Source organism: Streptococcus sp. CF10-1, assembly GCF_024295825.1.
Taxonomy (GTDB): Bacteria; Bacillota; Bacilli; order Lactobacillales; family Streptococcaceae; genus Streptococcus.
The window spans coordinates 38,310-52,554 of the sequence record NZ_JANCPQ010000001.1; the positions used below are offsets into that span (position 1 = coordinate 38,310).

14 protein-coding genes are annotated in these 14,245 nt (G+C 42.5%); 11 read left to right on the forward strand and 3 right to left on the reverse strand.

The annotated features are described in order from the left end of the window. Nucleotides 1-34: 34 nt before the first annotated feature. A complete protein-coding gene (gene mntE / locus NMM25_RS00220; RefSeq protein ID WP_242747534.1) occupies nucleotides 35-1,228 on the reverse strand; it encodes a CDF family manganese efflux transporter MntE in 1,194 nt (397 codons plus the stop codon). Nucleotides 1,229-1,542: 314 nt separating this feature from the next. Between mntE and NMM25_RS00225 the strand changes: the two genes are divergently transcribed. The 4 genes from NMM25_RS00225 (at nucleotide 1,543) to yaaA (ending at nucleotide 7,166) form a co-directional block, all read left to right on the forward strand. Next, nucleotides 1,543-4,239, forward strand: a complete 2,697-nt coding sequence (locus tag NMM25_RS00225) for a cation-transporting P-type ATPase (protein WP_254735611.1) — start codon at nucleotides 1,543-1,545, stop codon at nucleotides 4,237-4,239. Between the two features lie 104 nt (nucleotides 4,240-4,343). Next, nucleotides 4,344-4,754 carry a peptide deformylase gene (locus tag NMM25_RS00230; RefSeq protein WP_254735612.1) on the forward strand — a complete coding sequence of 137 codons (411 nt, stop codon included), beginning with the start codon at nucleotides 4,344-4,346 and terminating at the stop codon, nucleotides 4,752-4,754. 11 nt (nucleotides 4,755-4,765) lie between these two features. Further along, entirely contained in the window at nucleotides 4,766-6,361 is a 1,596-nt protein-coding gene (locus NMM25_RS00235) for a hypothetical protein (protein ID WP_254735613.1), read from the forward strand. Nucleotides 6,362-6,437: 76 nt separating this feature from the next. Then, entirely contained in the window at nucleotides 6,438-7,166 is a 729-nt protein-coding gene (gene yaaA, locus NMM25_RS00240; protein WP_254735614.1) for a peroxide stress protein YaaA, read from the forward strand. Between the two features lie 31 nt (nucleotides 7,167-7,197). On the opposite strand, the gene NMM25_RS00245 is transcribed toward yaaA, so the two are convergent. Continuing rightward, nucleotides 7,198-7,746: an NADPH-dependent FMN reductase gene (locus NMM25_RS00245; protein ID WP_254735615.1), complete on the reverse strand. Its 549-nt coding sequence runs from the start codon at nucleotides 7,744-7,746 to the stop codon at nucleotides 7,198-7,200. A gap of 91 nt (nucleotides 7,747-7,837) precedes the next feature. Beyond that, a complete protein-coding gene (locus tag NMM25_RS00250; RefSeq protein ID WP_254735616.1) occupies nucleotides 7,838-8,284 on the reverse strand; it encodes a MarR family winged helix-turn-helix transcriptional regulator in 447 nt (148 codons plus the stop codon). 118 nt (nucleotides 8,285-8,402) lie between these two features. Between NMM25_RS00250 and NMM25_RS00255 the strand changes: the two genes are divergently transcribed. From NMM25_RS00255 to rpsR, 7 genes are all read left to right on the forward strand, one after another. Further along, nucleotides 8,403-8,879, forward strand: a complete 477-nt coding sequence (locus NMM25_RS00255; RefSeq protein WP_254735617.1) for a DUF5590 domain-containing protein — start codon at nucleotides 8,403-8,405, stop codon at nucleotides 8,877-8,879. A 9-nt stretch (nucleotides 8,880-8,888) separates the two neighbouring features. Next, a complete protein-coding gene (locus NMM25_RS00260) occupies nucleotides 8,889-10,067 on the forward strand; it encodes a pyridoxal phosphate-dependent aminotransferase (protein WP_254735618.1) in 1,179 nt (392 codons plus the stop codon). 149 nt (nucleotides 10,068-10,216) lie between these two features. Continuing rightward, entirely contained in the window at nucleotides 10,217-11,563 is a 1,347-nt protein-coding gene (gene asnS / locus NMM25_RS00265; RefSeq protein WP_254735826.1) for an asparagine--tRNA ligase, read from the forward strand. Between the two features lie 125 nt (nucleotides 11,564-11,688). After that, the gene (locus NMM25_RS00270) at nucleotides 11,689-12,894 is read left to right on the forward strand and encodes an MFS transporter (protein ID WP_254735619.1); all 1,206 of its coding nucleotides are present in this window, start codon (nucleotides 11,689-11,691) and stop codon (nucleotides 12,892-12,894) included. Nucleotides 12,895-13,029: 135 nt separating this feature from the next. Further along, nucleotides 13,030-13,320, forward strand: coding sequence for a 30S ribosomal protein S6 (gene rpsF, locus NMM25_RS00275; RefSeq protein WP_001151782.1), 291 nt, complete (start codon nucleotides 13,030-13,032; stop codon nucleotides 13,318-13,320). An 11-nt stretch (nucleotides 13,321-13,331) separates the two neighbouring features. Further along, the gene (gene ssbA / locus NMM25_RS00280; protein ID WP_000609595.1) at nucleotides 13,332-13,802 is read left to right on the forward strand and encodes a single-stranded DNA-binding protein SsbA; all 471 of its coding nucleotides are present in this window, start codon (nucleotides 13,332-13,334) and stop codon (nucleotides 13,800-13,802) included. A gap of 31 nt (nucleotides 13,803-13,833) precedes the next feature. Next, nucleotides 13,834-14,073 carry a 30S ribosomal protein S18 gene (rpsR, locus tag NMM25_RS00285; RefSeq protein WP_000068664.1) on the forward strand — a complete coding sequence of 80 codons (240 nt, stop codon included), beginning with the start codon at nucleotides 13,834-13,836 and terminating at the stop codon, nucleotides 14,071-14,073. The last annotated feature ends 172 nt before the right edge of the window (nucleotides 14,074-14,245 follow it).

Here is a 14,245-nt window from a genome sequence, read left to right on the forward strand (position 1 = left end):
GAATAATCAAAAAGGCCCTATCCACTGGATAGGGTCACTGTTTGTCTTCTTTTTTAGTTTCCTGATGAAAGATATTTTGCCAAGTCTCATGGCGACGCCAGATACTGGTGTGGACGATGCCATCTAGCTCATAGCAAATGAGCTTGGTTTTCTGACTGATGGAGGTAATCTGAATGTCCTTAATCGCAGCACTAAGTTCTTTTTCAGACTTATAAGCCTCTTTATCCATCTGCTCTCCATCTTGGCGGATATAGAGAAAGTCCTCAGCAAGGAGTTCTTCTAGCTGATTTCCTTGGTCAATCAATTGCTCACGCATGAGCAGTTTTTTGTAGACATTGTCTAAAATCTCGTCCTCAGGTATGGGAGCTGGCTCGATATGAACATCGGTATCAAAGACTCCAAAACGCTCTTCCAGCATGGATTCGACCTGGTCCGCAATTTCGTGACTTTCATAGACTGATAGATCAGGATTCATCTCCAGGGTGATATCAAGGTAGATATTGCTACCGTAGGTCCGCCCTCTTTGGGACTTGACCTTACTAATCTTTGGAATCTCCATGATGGCCTTTTGGTAGTCCTCTAGCAGACGGTCATCAAAGCCATCTGAAAGACTGAAGGAAGACTCGATAAAGATATCATAGGCTGTTTTTAAGATAAAGAAGGTGATGATGATAGCGACCAATTTATCCACGATAGGATAATTGAAACTGCTGGCTAAGATAGCAATGGAAGTCCCAAGCGAGGTGACAGCATCGGAAAGATTGTCCTTAGCAGCTGCCTTCAGAGCCTTGGATTTGGATTTCTTACTGAGGCGTGTGTTATAGAGATAAACAGCAAACATGACCGCTGCTGAAATGATTCCTAGAATCGCTCCCAAAGGATCAATAGGTGTTTGTTCCCGACTAAGGATTTTTTGAATGGTGTCCCGAAGCACATCAAAACCAACATAGAACATGATGATGGAAGTAATCAAGCTAGCCAAATCTTCAATCTTCCAGTGACCAAAGCGATGGTCACGGTCTGCAGGTTGGCGGGCCATCCGAATCCCAATCAAGAGAGCAACGTTTCCGATAATATCGGATACGTTGTTGAAACCATCTGCCACCAAACTGGAAGAATGCAGGAGGTGGCCAGTTGCCAATTTTGCTGCAGACAAGAGGAGGTAGGTCGAAATGCTGATAATGGCTCCACGTTCTGCCAATTTGAGATTTGACATGGATTGGTTCATCGGGCTTCCTTTCTAGTCATATAGTATTCTACCATTATACTGGTTTTCAAAGGAAAATTCAAATTTAGTCTTGTTTCATCGGATTTTAACCATTGAAAAATTTTCAAATTTTGATATAATAGTACTACTCAAGGGAGTAGCTGGCAGAAACCTGTGATAGTGTCGTCATTCCGAATTGTATACTGAAAAGTATGTTTTCCGGCACTATCTTAAACAGCGAGACTTGTTATGATTAACAGGTCTCTTTTTGTTTGTCGTGAAAAGATAGGACAGAAAGAGAACTTGTTTTGCACACAATGTCAAGGAGGAGACACATGTCAAAAGAACAAAAACGCCAAGCGTTTTACACTCAAAGTCCTGAAGAGGTCTTGAAGTCAGTTGAAGCAACTGAGCAAGGTCTTTCGTCAAGCGAAGCACAGAAACGCCTAGCTGAATATGGACGCAATGAACTGGAAGAGGGTGAGAAAAAATCTCTCTTGGTCAAGTTTATCGAGCAATTTAAGGATTTGATGATTATCATCCTAATTGCTGCGGCCATCTTGTCAGTCGTAACTTCTGGTGGGGAAGATATCGCAGATGCCATCATCATCCTAGCCGTGGTTATCATCAATGCTGCCTTCGGTGTTTACCAAGAAGGAAAAGCAGAAGAAGCCATCGAAGCCCTCAAATCTATGTCCAGTCCAGCTGCTCGCGTTGTTCGTGATGGACACATGGCAGAGATTGATTCCAAAGAATTAGTACCAGGAGATATCGTTGCCCTTGAAGCTGGTGATGTAGTGCCAGCAGACCTACGATTGCTAGAAGCTAATTCTCTTAAAATCGAAGAAGCAGCTTTGACAGGTGAGTCTGTTCCAGTTGAAAAAGACTTGACCGTAGAACTCGCTACCGATGCTAGTATTGGTGACCGTGTCAATATGGCCTTCCAAAACTCAAACGTGACTTATGGTCGTGGTCTTGGTGTTGTTGTCAATACAGGTATGTACACGGAAGTTGGTCATATCGCTGGCATGCTCCAAGATGCGGATGAGACGGATACACCACTTAAACAAAACTTGAACAACCTTTCTAAGGGATTGACCTATGCAATTTTGGTCATTGCCCTTGTTACTTTTGTTGTTGGTGTCTTCATTCAAGGAAAAAATCCACTTGGTGAGTTGATGACCTCTGTTGCGCTTGCTGTTGCAGCTATTCCAGAAGGACTCCCAGCTATCGTGACGATCGTTCTTGCCCTTGGTACTCAAGTTTTGGCCAAACGAAACTCTATCGTTCGTAAGTTGCCAGCAGTCGAAACACTTGGTTCAACAGAAATCATCGCTTCTGATAAGACTGGTACGCTTACCATGAACAAGATGACAGTCGAGAAAGTCTTCTATGACGCAGTCCTACATGACTCATCTGATGATATTGAACTTGGCTTGGACATGCCCCTACTTCGTTCGGTTGTCTTAGCCAATGATACCAAGATTGATGCTGAAGGTAACCTGATCGGGGATCCAACGGAAACAGCCTTCATCCAGTATGCCTTGGACAAGGGCTACGATGTTAAAGGGTTCTTAGAGAAATATTCTCGTGTAGCTGAATTGCCGTTTGACTCAGATCGTAAACTCATGTCAACGGTTCATCCATTGCCAGATGGTAAATTCCTCGTGGCAGTCAAAGGGGCTCCAGATCAACTTTTGAAACGTTGTGTTGCTCGTGATAAAGCTGGAGATGTTGCTCCGATTGATGAGAAAGTCAATGACTTAATTCACAAAAACAACTCTGAAATGGCTCATCAAGCCTTGCGTGTCCTTGCAGGTGCTTATAAGATTATCGATAGTATTCCAGAAAATCTTACTTCTGAAGATCTTGAAAACAACTTGATCTTTACTGGTTTGATTGGGATGATTGACCCTGAGCGTGCCGAAGCAGCAGAAGCTGTTCGTGTCGCTAAGGAAGCGGGAATCCGTCCAATCATGATCACTGGTGACCACCAAGACACAGCAGAAGCTATTGCTAAACGTTTGGGAATTATCGACGAAAATGACTCGGAAGACCATGTTTTGACTGGTGCTGAGCTTAACGAACTTTCTGATGAAGAATTTGAAAAAGTCGTTGGTCAATACTCTGTTTATGCGCGTGTATCTCCAGAACACAAGGTTCGTATCGTGAAAGCTTGGCAAAACCAAGGTAAGGTCGTTGCCATGACAGGTGACGGTGTTAATGACGCTCCAGCTCTGAAAACAGCCGATATCGGTATCGGTATGGGAATCACTGGTACAGAGGTTTCTAAAGGTGCCTCTGACATGATCCTTGCAGATGATAACTTTGCGACTATCATCGTCGCAGTTGAAGAAGGACGTAAGGTCTTCTCAAATATTCAAAAGACAATTCAGTACTTGCTTTCTGCCAATACGGCTGAAGTATTAACCATCTTCTTATCAACCTTGTTTGGTTGGGATGTCCTACAGCCAGTTCATCTCTTGTGGATTAACTTGGTAACCGATACCTTCCCAGCTATCGCCCTTGGTGTTGAACCAGCTGAGCCAGGTGTTATGACACACAAACCACGTGGACGCAAATCAAGCTTCTTCTCAGGTGGGGTCATGAGTTCCATTATCTATCAAGGTGTACTCCAAGGGGCTCTCGTCTTGACTGTTTATGGTCTTGCTCTTGCCTATCCAGTCCATGTAGGAGACAATCAAGCCATTCATGCGGATGCCCTCACCATGGCCTTTGCAACACTTGGTTTGATTCAGCTCTTCCATGCCTACAACGTCAAGTCTGTTTACCAATCCATCTTGACAGTCGGACCATTCAAGTCTAAGACCTTCAACTGGTCTATCTTGGTATCCTTCATCCTCTTGATGGCAACAATCGTTGTAGAACCGCTTGAAGGTATCTTCCACGTAACCAAACTAGACTTGTCACAATGGGCCATTGTTCTAGCTGGAAGCTTCTCAATGATACTTATCGTCGAAATCGTCAAGTTTGTTCAACGTAAACTTGGTCTTGATAAGAACGCGATTTAAAAAGAAAGTCATCTTCGGATGGCTTTTTTTGCATTTGAGGAGAATGGTTAGAAGTTATCCTCTTTTGTGCTATAATAAAGTAAAATAGCAAGGAGTGAAAGAGAATGGAAAAGAAAATTGTCCGAGATGTCTTATTTTTGTCGCAAGCCTCGAAACCTGCAAGTCAGGAAGACCTTTATCTAGCTAGAGATCTGCAGGATACTCTGCTAGCCAATCGCGAGACCTGTGTCGGTCTGGCGGCAAATATGATTGGGATGCAGAAGCGCGTGATTATCTTTAATCTTGGCTTGGTTCCCATGGTCATGTTTAATCCCGTTCTCCTTTCCTACATAGGACCTTACGAGACAGAGGAAGGGTGTCTGTCCTTGACTGGGGTGCGATCAACAACTCGTTATGAAACGATTACGGTTTCCTATCGTGATAACAAGTGGCAGGAACAGACTATTACGTTAACAGGTTTTCCAGCTCAGATCTGCCAGCATGAACTGGATCATTTGGAAGGACGAATTATTTAGGAGGAAATCAGATGAAACGTATACTCTTTGAACTTGTTTTTATCGCAATGACTTGGTATATTTTTTTGCCGCCCTTCAATATGACTAGTTGGGAATTCATCTTCTTTCTCTGTGGGCATCTGGTGGTGATGGGGATTTTGTTTAGTTTCCGCAAGGATACCAATCTCCTCAAAACTGTTCACCTACGCCATGGCAAGGCTACCAAAGATCTCAATCTAGAAGGATTCCTTTTTACCAAACTTAGTAGAGGATTGTTTCTGGCTGCAGGTATCATCTTTGCCCTTGCTGGTCTGGTAAGCCTGGTAACCTCTAGCTTTTTCCAAGCAAAAAATTATGCTAATGTGGTATCTATCACAGAAAAAGATTTTAAAGATTTTCCCAAGAGTGATACCAGCAAGGTTCCAATCCTAGATCGGAGTACCGCCGAAAAGATTGGAGACCGTTATCTAGGCTCTCTGACGGATAAGGTCTCCCAGTACGTAGCAGCAGATACTTATACCCAGTTGACGGTTGATGGCAAACCCTATAGGGTGACACCTTTGGAGTATGCCGACCCGATCAAATGGTTTAATAATCAGTCCAAGGGAATTGGTGAGTATATCAAGGTTGATATGGTGACAGGAAATGCGGAATTAGTGGATTTAAAAACGCCGATGAAGTATTCAGACTCTGAGTATTTTAATCGTGATGTCAAACGTCATCTTCGAATCAAGTACCCAACCAAGATTTTTAAAACGCCATCCTTTGAGGTGGATGATGAAGGCAATCCTTTCTATGTAGCAACCGTTTATCAAAAGCAGTTTGGTCTAGGAGTCCCTCGTCCTTCATCTGTTATTATCTTGGACGCCACTAATGGAGAAACCAAGGAATACAGCTTGGATGAAGTCCCAGAATGGGTGGATCGTGTCTATCCTGCGGAAGAAACTATCGAGCAAATCAACTACAACGGCAAGTATAAAGACGGCTTCTGGAATGCCTTGATTTCTAAGAAAAACGTTACCCAAACGACCGAGGGCTATAACTATCTTTCTATCGGAAATGACATTTATCTCTATACGGGGGTGACTTCAGCCAATGCTGACGAAAGTAATCTAGGATTTATCCTTGAAAATATGCGCACTGGTGAAATCACCAAGTACAATCTAGCATCAGCAACCGAAGAATCAGCCCGTGCTTCTGCAGAAGGAGCCGTTCAGGAGAAGGCCTACAAGGCTACCTTCCCTATTCTTGTCAATCTCAATGACAAACCACTCTATATCATGGGCTTGAAGGACAATGCAGGCTTGGTCAAGGAGTATGCATTGGTCGATGCCGTGGAGTACCAAAACGTTATCGTAGCAACTACGGTAGATGAACTCCTCAGCAAGTATACCAATAAAAACGACCTCGAGCTGGATAATGAAACGGTGGAAAGTATCAAGGGAGTGGTTTCAGACCTTAAATCAGCTGTTATAAAGGGGGATACCGTCTACTTCTTCAAAGTTGATGGCAAGATTTATAAGGTCAAGGCTTCCGTGTCAGACGACCTTCCTTACCTTGAAAATGGCCAATCCTTCGAAGGTCAAGTTGGAAAAGATAATTATCTCAAGACCTTTAAAGTCAAGTAAAAGAAACCTCGGTATGAACCGAGGTTTTTCAGATGAAATTCTTGGTCGTGATTGAAAAATATGCTACACTAACAATATGAAAATTTTAATCCCAACAGCAAAAGAAATGAACACCGACCATCCTTGTATCGAAGCGCTCCCTTTGAGGGAAGAAAGTCAGGCAGTCCTTAACTCACTGGCGCATTACTCAGCTAGTGAATTAGAGACTTTTTATAAAGTATCTGCTGAGAAAGCAGAAGAAGAGTACGCTCATATTCAAGCTCTAAAAGATCACAGGGCTAAAAACTATCCAGCCTTGAAACTCTTTGATGGTCTCATGTATCGTCACATCAAACGAGATGGGTTAGCTGAGGCTGAACAAACCTATCTTGAAAATCATGTTTTAATAACATCAGCTTTATACGGTGTTGTCTCAGCCTTGTCGCCCATGGCTCCTCACCGTTTGGACTTCTTGATGAAGTTAAAAGTTGCTGGAAAAACTCTAAAGAGTCATTGGAAGTCAGCCTATGATGAGGCCCTAGAGGATGAGGATTTGATATTTTCACTCTTATCATCAGAGTTTGAAACCGTATTTTCAAAGGAAATCAGAGAAAAGATGGTGACCTTCAAATTTATGGAGGACAAGGCAGGCCAGTTGAAAATCCATTCAACCATTTCAAAAAAAGCGCGTGGGACCTTTTTGACCGCCTTGATGGAAGGACAAGTTCAAACAGTTGAGCAAGCTCGTAAGCTTAGCTTCGCCGGTTTTGACTACCAACCTGATTTATCCAGTGATTTAGAACTCGTCTTTGTGAAACAAGCATAAAACCAGCTCATTCGAGCTGGTTTTTGCTGGATTAGTTGATGGCTGCAAGAAGGTCGTCCGCTTGTTTTGCAAGTGATGAAGCAGTTGCTTCTTCTAACACCAATTTTCCGTCTGCCCAAGCAGAGTCATTGACACGAGCAGCTGTAAAGTCACCAACGACTTGTGTACGGATAAATGGCAAGAGATCTTTATAAATCGCAAAGAGTTGATCGTGACCGGCATTGGCTACAGATGAGACAGTAACAAACTTGTCTTGGAGGGCAGAAGCACCACGTGTATCAGACAAGTCAAGGGCACGAGAGAGCCAGTCAAGCAAGTTTTTCACTGTTCCAGGGATAGAGAAGTTGTAGACTGGAGAGAAGATCCAGATTGCATCCGTAGCAAGGACTGCTTCACGAGCAGCAGCTACAGCTGGATGAGTTGGAACTTCCAAATCTTGGCTGAAGAGAGGAACAGCTGAGTAATCAAGATAGCTAACTTCTGCTTTTTCAGCAAGTGCTTTTTCAGCTTCGAGGGCCATTTGGTGGTTGAAAGAACCTTGGCGTAGTGAACCGACGATAAATAATACTTTTTTAGACATGATGTGTCTCCTTTTGTTTAAAATTTAAAGAGCGAACTCTTTTGTTACCATCTATGTTACAACAAATGATACTAATTAGCAATAATTTTGCTTACAAATTTTTAAATTTTTTTAAAATGCGGATTAAGTCTTCCTTTTCGCCATCTTCCAAGATGCTGAGTGCTTCTACGATAGAATCGATATGGTCAGGAAGAACCTCTTCGATTTTTCTGCGTCCTGCAGGTGTTAATTTCAGGAAAAAGGACCGACGATCCTTGGGGTCGCAAGTTCTAGAAATCCATCCATCTCGAACCATATTTCGAATGACAACAGTCATGTTTCCAGAAGTGGCTAGCATTTTTTCAATCAAATCCTGAATGCGTAGTTCTCCCTTGCTATAGAGGGTTTCCAAAACTGAAAATTGAGTGGGTGTTAGCCCGTGCTCTTTAGCAGGCATGGCTTCATATGGTCTAAAAGTTCGTATGGCTTTGTTGAGGATGATAGCTGTTTTTAAGTCTAGTTGATTATCGGAAATTTTCTCTTTCAAATATTGTTTCATAAGGTTATTTTATCAATAATGAGAGAGAAAAACAAGAACTTATATTTTATAGGAAAAGATTCTTAGAATGTTCCTGTCTTCACTTGTAATAAAGGAGGAGAGATGGTAAAATAGACGAGTGAAACTAAGACAGAAAAAAGCAAAAAACAAGCTACTTTTACAGTATGGAATCGGCATCGCTCTGGTAGTACTAGTCATGACGACTTCCTTCCTTTATCTGATATCACTCAGCATGAAACCCTATCAAGATGCTAGAGTTGAGGGAGAAAAACTGGCCGAGCAGTATGCAGAATTGGAAAAGGCAGATCAGGTTGATTTCTATAATGGACGAGAAGGTTATTACAGCGTTTTAGGACATAATAGAAAGCAAGAGGCCATTGCCGTACTGATTGAAAAGAATGACCACAAGATTTATGTTTATCAGCTTGATAAGGGGATTTCTCAAGACAAGGCAGCGACGATTTCGAGGGAAAAAGGAGCTAGCGACATTGACAAGATTACCTTTGGTCGTTATCAGGAAAAGCCGATTTGGGAAGTCAAGTCAGGGCACCAGTACTATCTGGTCGACTTTGAAACAGGAGCAGTGATCCAATAAGGAGGACATATGAAACTATCCAAACGTGTACTAGAAATGGAAGAAAGCGTCACTCTAGCTAGTGATGCGAGAGCCAAGGCATTAAAGGATCAGGGAAAGGATGTTCTTTTCCTAACCTTGGGACAGCCTGATTTTCATACTCCTGAAAACATTCAAGATGCAGCGGTAGAAGCGATTCGAGATGGACGTGCTTCCTTCTATACAGTTGCTTCAGGACTACCAGAGTTAAAAGCGGCAGTTAATACCTATTTTGAACGCTATTATGGGTATTCCGTAGCAGCCAACGAGGTTACTTTTGCCACTGGTGCCAAATTCTCTCTCTATACCTTCTTTATGGCTGTGGTCAATCCAGGCGATGAGGTCATCATTCCTACACCTTACTGGGTCAGCTATGGAGACCAAGTCAAAATGGCAGAAGGAGTGCCAGTCTTTGTCCAGGCAAAGGAAGACAACCACTTTAAAGTAACAGTAGAGCAGCTAGAAGCAGCCCGAACAGATAAGACTAAGGTCTTGGTTCTCAATTCGCCATCGAATCCGACCGGTATGATTTACTCTCGCGAGGAGCTCTTGGCTATCGGAAATTGGGCTGTTGCGAATGATGTCCTTATCCTAGCAGATGATATTTATGGTCGTTTGGTTTATAACGGGAATGAGTTTGTTCCAATCTCTAGTCTGTCAGAAGCCATTCGCAAGCAAACCATCGTCATCAACGGTGTATCTAAGGCCTATGCCATGACTGGTTGGCGGGTAGGTTATGCTGTGGGAAATCCTGAAATTATCGCTGCTATGAGCAAACTAACAGGACAAACAACCTCTAACCTGACTGCCGTATCGCAATATGCTACCATTGAAGCCCTGACTGGGCCACAAGACTCTGTCGAAACCATGCGCCAGGCTTTTGAGGAACGTTTGAATACCATTTACCCTCTCTTGTGCCAAGTGCCAGGATTTGAAGTTGTCAAGCCTCAAGGAGCCTTCTATCTCTTCCCAAATGTTAAGAAAGCGATGGAGATGAAGGGTTATACAGATGTGACAGAGTTTACAACAGCTATTCTCGAAGAAGTCGGACTGGCCTTGATTACAGGAGCTGGGTTTGGAGCACCAGAAAATGTTCGTCTCAGCTATGCCACAGACTTGGATACATTAAAAGAAGCTATTCGCCGTTTGCATCAATTTATGGAAAAATAAAACTCAGAATCTTCGCCTTTTTAGCGAAGATTTTTTGTAACGAAAATCTCGCGATTTTTCTCTAGTAGAACCTAGCTATCAGAGTCTATTTGTGGTAAAATAGTGGGTAATGATGTCTTCGGACAAGTTAAACGAAAAAAGGAAGATAGATTATGACAAAACGTGTAACAATCATCGAAGTAAAAGACTACGTTGGTCAAGAAGTGACCATCGGAGCCTGGGTTGCCAACAAATCAGGAAAAGGGAAAATTGCCTTCTTGCAATTGCGTGACGGAAAAGCCTTCTTCCAAGGAGTTGCCTTCAAACCAAACTTCATTGAAAAATTTGGTGAAGAGGTAGGTCTTGAAAAATTTGAAACGATCAAACACTTGAGCCAAGAAACGTCTGTTTATGTGACAGGGATTGTCAAGGAAGATGAGCGTTCTAAGTTTGGCTATGAGTTGGATATTACAGACATCGAAGTGATCGGTGAATCTCAAGACTACCCTATCACACCAAAAGAACACGGAACAGACTTCTTGATGGACAACCGTCACTTGTGGCTTCGTTCTCGCAAGCAAGTAGCGGTGATGCAAATCCGCAACGCTATCATTTATGCAACTTATGAATTCTTCGACAAGAACGGCTTCATGAAGTTTGATAGTCCAATTCTTTCAGGAAATGCGGCAGAAGATTCAACAGAACTCTTTGAAACGGACTACTTTGGAACTCCAGCCTACTTGAGCCAATCAGGTCAGCTTTACCTAGAAGCAGGGGCTATGGCTCTTGGCCGTGTCTTTGACTTTGGTCCAGTATTCCGTGCTGAAAAATCAAAAACGCGCCGTCACTTGACTGAGTTCTGGATGATGGATGCGGAGTACTCATACCTGACACACGATGAGTCACTCGACTTGCAAGAAGCTTACGTAAAAGCCCTTCTTCAAGGTGTACTTGACCGTGCTCCCCAAGCTTTGGAAACTTTGGAACGTGATACAGATCTTTTAAAACGCTACATTGCAGAGCCATTCAAACGCATCACTTACGATCAAGCCATTGACCTCTTGCAAGAGCATGAGAATGATGAAGATGCTGACTACGAGCATTTGGAGCATGGGGATGACTTTGGTTCACCACACGAAACATGGATTTCAAACCACTTTGGTGTACCAACCTTTGTCATGAACTACCCAGCAGCCATCAAGGCCTTCTACATGAAACCAGTTCCTGGTAACCCAGATCGTGTGCTTTGTGCAGATTTGCTTGCACCAGAAGGTTATGGAGAAATCATCGGTGGTTCTATGCGTGAGGAAGACTACGACGCCCTTGTCGCGAAGATGGAAGAACTTGGTATGGATCGTACAGAATACGAATTCTACCTTGACCTTCGTAAATACGGTACAGTTCCACACGGAGGATTTGGTATCGGTATCGAGCGTATGGTAACCTTCGCAGCAGGTACAAAACACATCCGTGAAGCTATTCCATTCCCACGTATGTTGCACCGTATCAAACCATAAAATAAATCCAAACGCCCTTAGGGCGTTTTTTCAAAGTAAAAGAAAGAAGAGGTGGAGAACATGTAAAGCACAGCTTAACAAGTGACAAATACAAAGATACAAATACACTTGTTAAAGGAGAAACTATGTTTAAACGAAATTACCGGAAGAATATCGGTCTCATGGCTGGTGTGGAATTTTTTGCCTTTCTGGGCATTACCAGCTTTTGGATTCTATTTCTCAGTCAAAACGGGATGTCGCTTTGGCAGATTGGCTTATTGGAAAGTATTTTTCATGCCACCAGTGTCATCTGTGAAATTCCCTCTGGAATGTTAGCTGACCGCTATTCCTATAAAACCAATCTATATTTAAGTCGAATAGCTGGAATTGCGTCGTCTATTCTCATGTTAGCAGGGCAAGGTAATTTTTGGATTTACGCACTCGCTATGGTGGTGAGTGCCTTGTCTTATAATTTTGATTCGGGGACGAGTGCAGCCATGGTTTATGATTCGGCCGTGGAAGCCGGATTAAAAGAGCGCTACTTATCTATCTCCAGTTTTATGTCAGGAGTAGCAGAAGGAACTCGGTCTTTGGGGACTGTTTTAGCGGGATTTTTTGTCCATGGTCAATTGCACTTGACCTACTATATCATGATTGTTACTTCAATAATCGTTCTTTTCCTAACTTGGATGCTAAAAGAGCCTAGTGTTAAAGCGCAAAAATCTGAGCGCTTGACAATGAAAAAAATAATCTGGACTGTCAAAGAGGAGTTGCGGAGAAACCCCAGTCTTTTTAGTTGGATGATTCTTTCCCAAATCATCGGGACACTGATGTGCATGTTTTATTTTTACTATCAAAATCAACTTCCTGACTTAGAAGGGTGGCAGATTTCGATGGTCATGTTGATGGGCAGTGTTTTGAATATCTGGTCAGTTTATCTAGCAAGTAAGATTGGAAAGAAGTATTCAGCCTTAAAACTCTTTCCCATTCTTGTACTCTTGACGGGAGGAACTTATTTGCTTTCCTACTTTGGTACACCGCTGATTTATATTTTGGTTTATTTGATAAGTAACGCCTTATATGCTCTCTTTCAGCCGATTTTTGATAATGATTTACAAAAGCGACTCCCAAGTGAGGTACGGGCAACCATGCTAAGTGTCTACTCTATGATGTTCAGCCTAAGCATGATTATCATTTTTCCTCTGGCGGGATGGTTGATTGATTATCTAGGATTTGTAGTAGCCTTCCTTTACTTAGGGCTCATTTTAGTACTAGCCAGCTTTTTGCTATTTTTCATTTTGAAAGAGATGGCTGGAGCTTTGAAACTGGAAGAGGATGTTATTTCTAAGTAATAAAGTTATTTTTTCACTTTTATCTTTTTTACTTGCTATCTATCAGTTTTTCTAGTATAATGGTTTATTGTGAGCGAACCTCACTTACCCCTTGCAAAGACTAGGGGTCATTAGACCAAAAGGAGGAACATATCAATGGCTAAATACGAAATTCTTTATATCATTCGTCCAAACATTGAAGAAGAAGCGAAAAACGCTTTGGTAGCACGTTTTGACTCTATCTTGACTGACAACGGTGCAACTGTTGTTGAATCAAAATCATGGGAAAAACGTCGTCTTGCATACGAAATCCAAGATTTCCGTGAAGGACTTTACCACATCGTTAACGTTGAAGCAAACGACGACGCAGCTCTTAAAGAGTTTGACCGTCTTTCAAAAATCAACGCTGACATTCTTCGTCACATGATCGTCAAACTTGACGCGTAAGAAGGTAAATTATGATTAACAATGTTGTACTTGTAGGGCGTATGACACGTGACGCTGAATTGCGTTATACCCCATCAAATGTAGCAGTTGCGACTTTTACTCTTGCAGTAAACCGTACATTTAAGAGTCAAAATGGCGAACGTGAGGCTGATTTCATCAATGTCGTTATGTGGCGCCAACAGGCTGAAAATCTTGCTAACTGGGCTAAAAAAGGCTCTCTTATCGGGATCACAGGTCGTATCCAGACTCGTAGTTACGATAACCAGCAAGGACAACGTGTCTACGTAACAGAAGTCGTGGCTGAGAATTTCCAAATGTTGGAAAGCCGCGGAGTGCGCGAAGGACATTCAGGTGGAGCTTATTCTGCACCAACTGCTGGTCAATCAGCACCTGCAAACCCAGTACCAGACTTTTCACGTTCTGAAAATCCATTTGGAGCAACCAATCCATTGGACATTTCAGATGATGATTTACCATTCTAATGGACAATTAATACTATAAAGGAGAAAAAACATGGCTCAACAACGTCGTGGCGGATTCAAACGCCGTAAAAAAGTTGATTACATCGCAGCAAACAAAATTGAATATGTTGATTACAAAGATACTGAGCTTCTTAGCCGTTTCGTTTCAGAACGTGGGAAAATCCTTCCTCGTCGTGTAACAGGAACTTCAGCTAAAAACCAACGTAAAGTAACAACAGCTATCAAACGCGCTCGCGTAATGGCTTTGATGCCTTTCGTAAACGAAGATTAAAAAAGAGGTCCGGTGGACCTCTTTTTCATGAGCTCGGAAACAAGAAAGCGAATTAAGACCCCAACGGGTCTTTTTTTCACGAGCATGGAAATGAGAGAGCGAGTTGAGGTCCGGTGGACCTCTTTTTCAGATTTTTATAGAATTTTGTTAGAAAGGATTCCCTGTTAACATA

Coding starts and splice junctions, on each gene's coding strand:
- mntE (WP_242747534.1), bottom strand. CDS start 1,228: ATGAACCAATCCATGTCAAATCTCAAATTGGCAGAACGTGGAGCCATT.
- NMM25_RS00225 (WP_254735611.1), top strand. CDS start 1,543: ATGTCAAAAGAACAAAAACGCCAAGCGTTTTACACTCAAAGTCCTGAA.
- NMM25_RS00230 (WP_254735612.1), top strand. CDS start 4,344: ATGGAAAAGAAAATTGTCCGAGATGTCTTATTTTTGTCGCAAGCCTCG.
- NMM25_RS00235 (WP_254735613.1), top strand. CDS start 4,766: ATGAAACGTATACTCTTTGAACTTGTTTTTATCGCAATGACTTGGTAT.
- yaaA (WP_254735614.1), top strand. CDS start 6,438: ATGAAAATTTTAATCCCAACAGCAAAAGAAATGAACACCGACCATCCT.
- NMM25_RS00245 (WP_254735615.1), bottom strand. CDS start 7,746: ATGTCTAAAAAAGTATTATTTATCGTCGGTTCACTACGCCAAGGTTCT.
- NMM25_RS00250 (WP_254735616.1), bottom strand. CDS start 8,284: ATGAAACAATATTTGAAAGAGAAAATTTCCGATAATCAACTAGACTTA.
- NMM25_RS00260 (WP_254735618.1), top strand. CDS start 8,889: ATGAAACTATCCAAACGTGTACTAGAAATGGAAGAAAGCGTCACTCTA.
- NMM25_RS00270 (WP_254735619.1), top strand. CDS start 11,689: ATGTTTAAACGAAATTACCGGAAGAATATCGGTCTCATGGCTGGTGTG.
- rpsF (WP_001151782.1), top strand. CDS start 13,030: ATGGCTAAATACGAAATTCTTTATATCATTCGTCCAAACATTGAAGAA.
- ssbA (WP_000609595.1), top strand. CDS start 13,332: ATGATTAACAATGTTGTACTTGTAGGGCGTATGACACGTGACGCTGAA.
- rpsR (WP_000068664.1), top strand. CDS start 13,834: ATGGCTCAACAACGTCGTGGCGGATTCAAACGCCGTAAAAAAGTTGAT.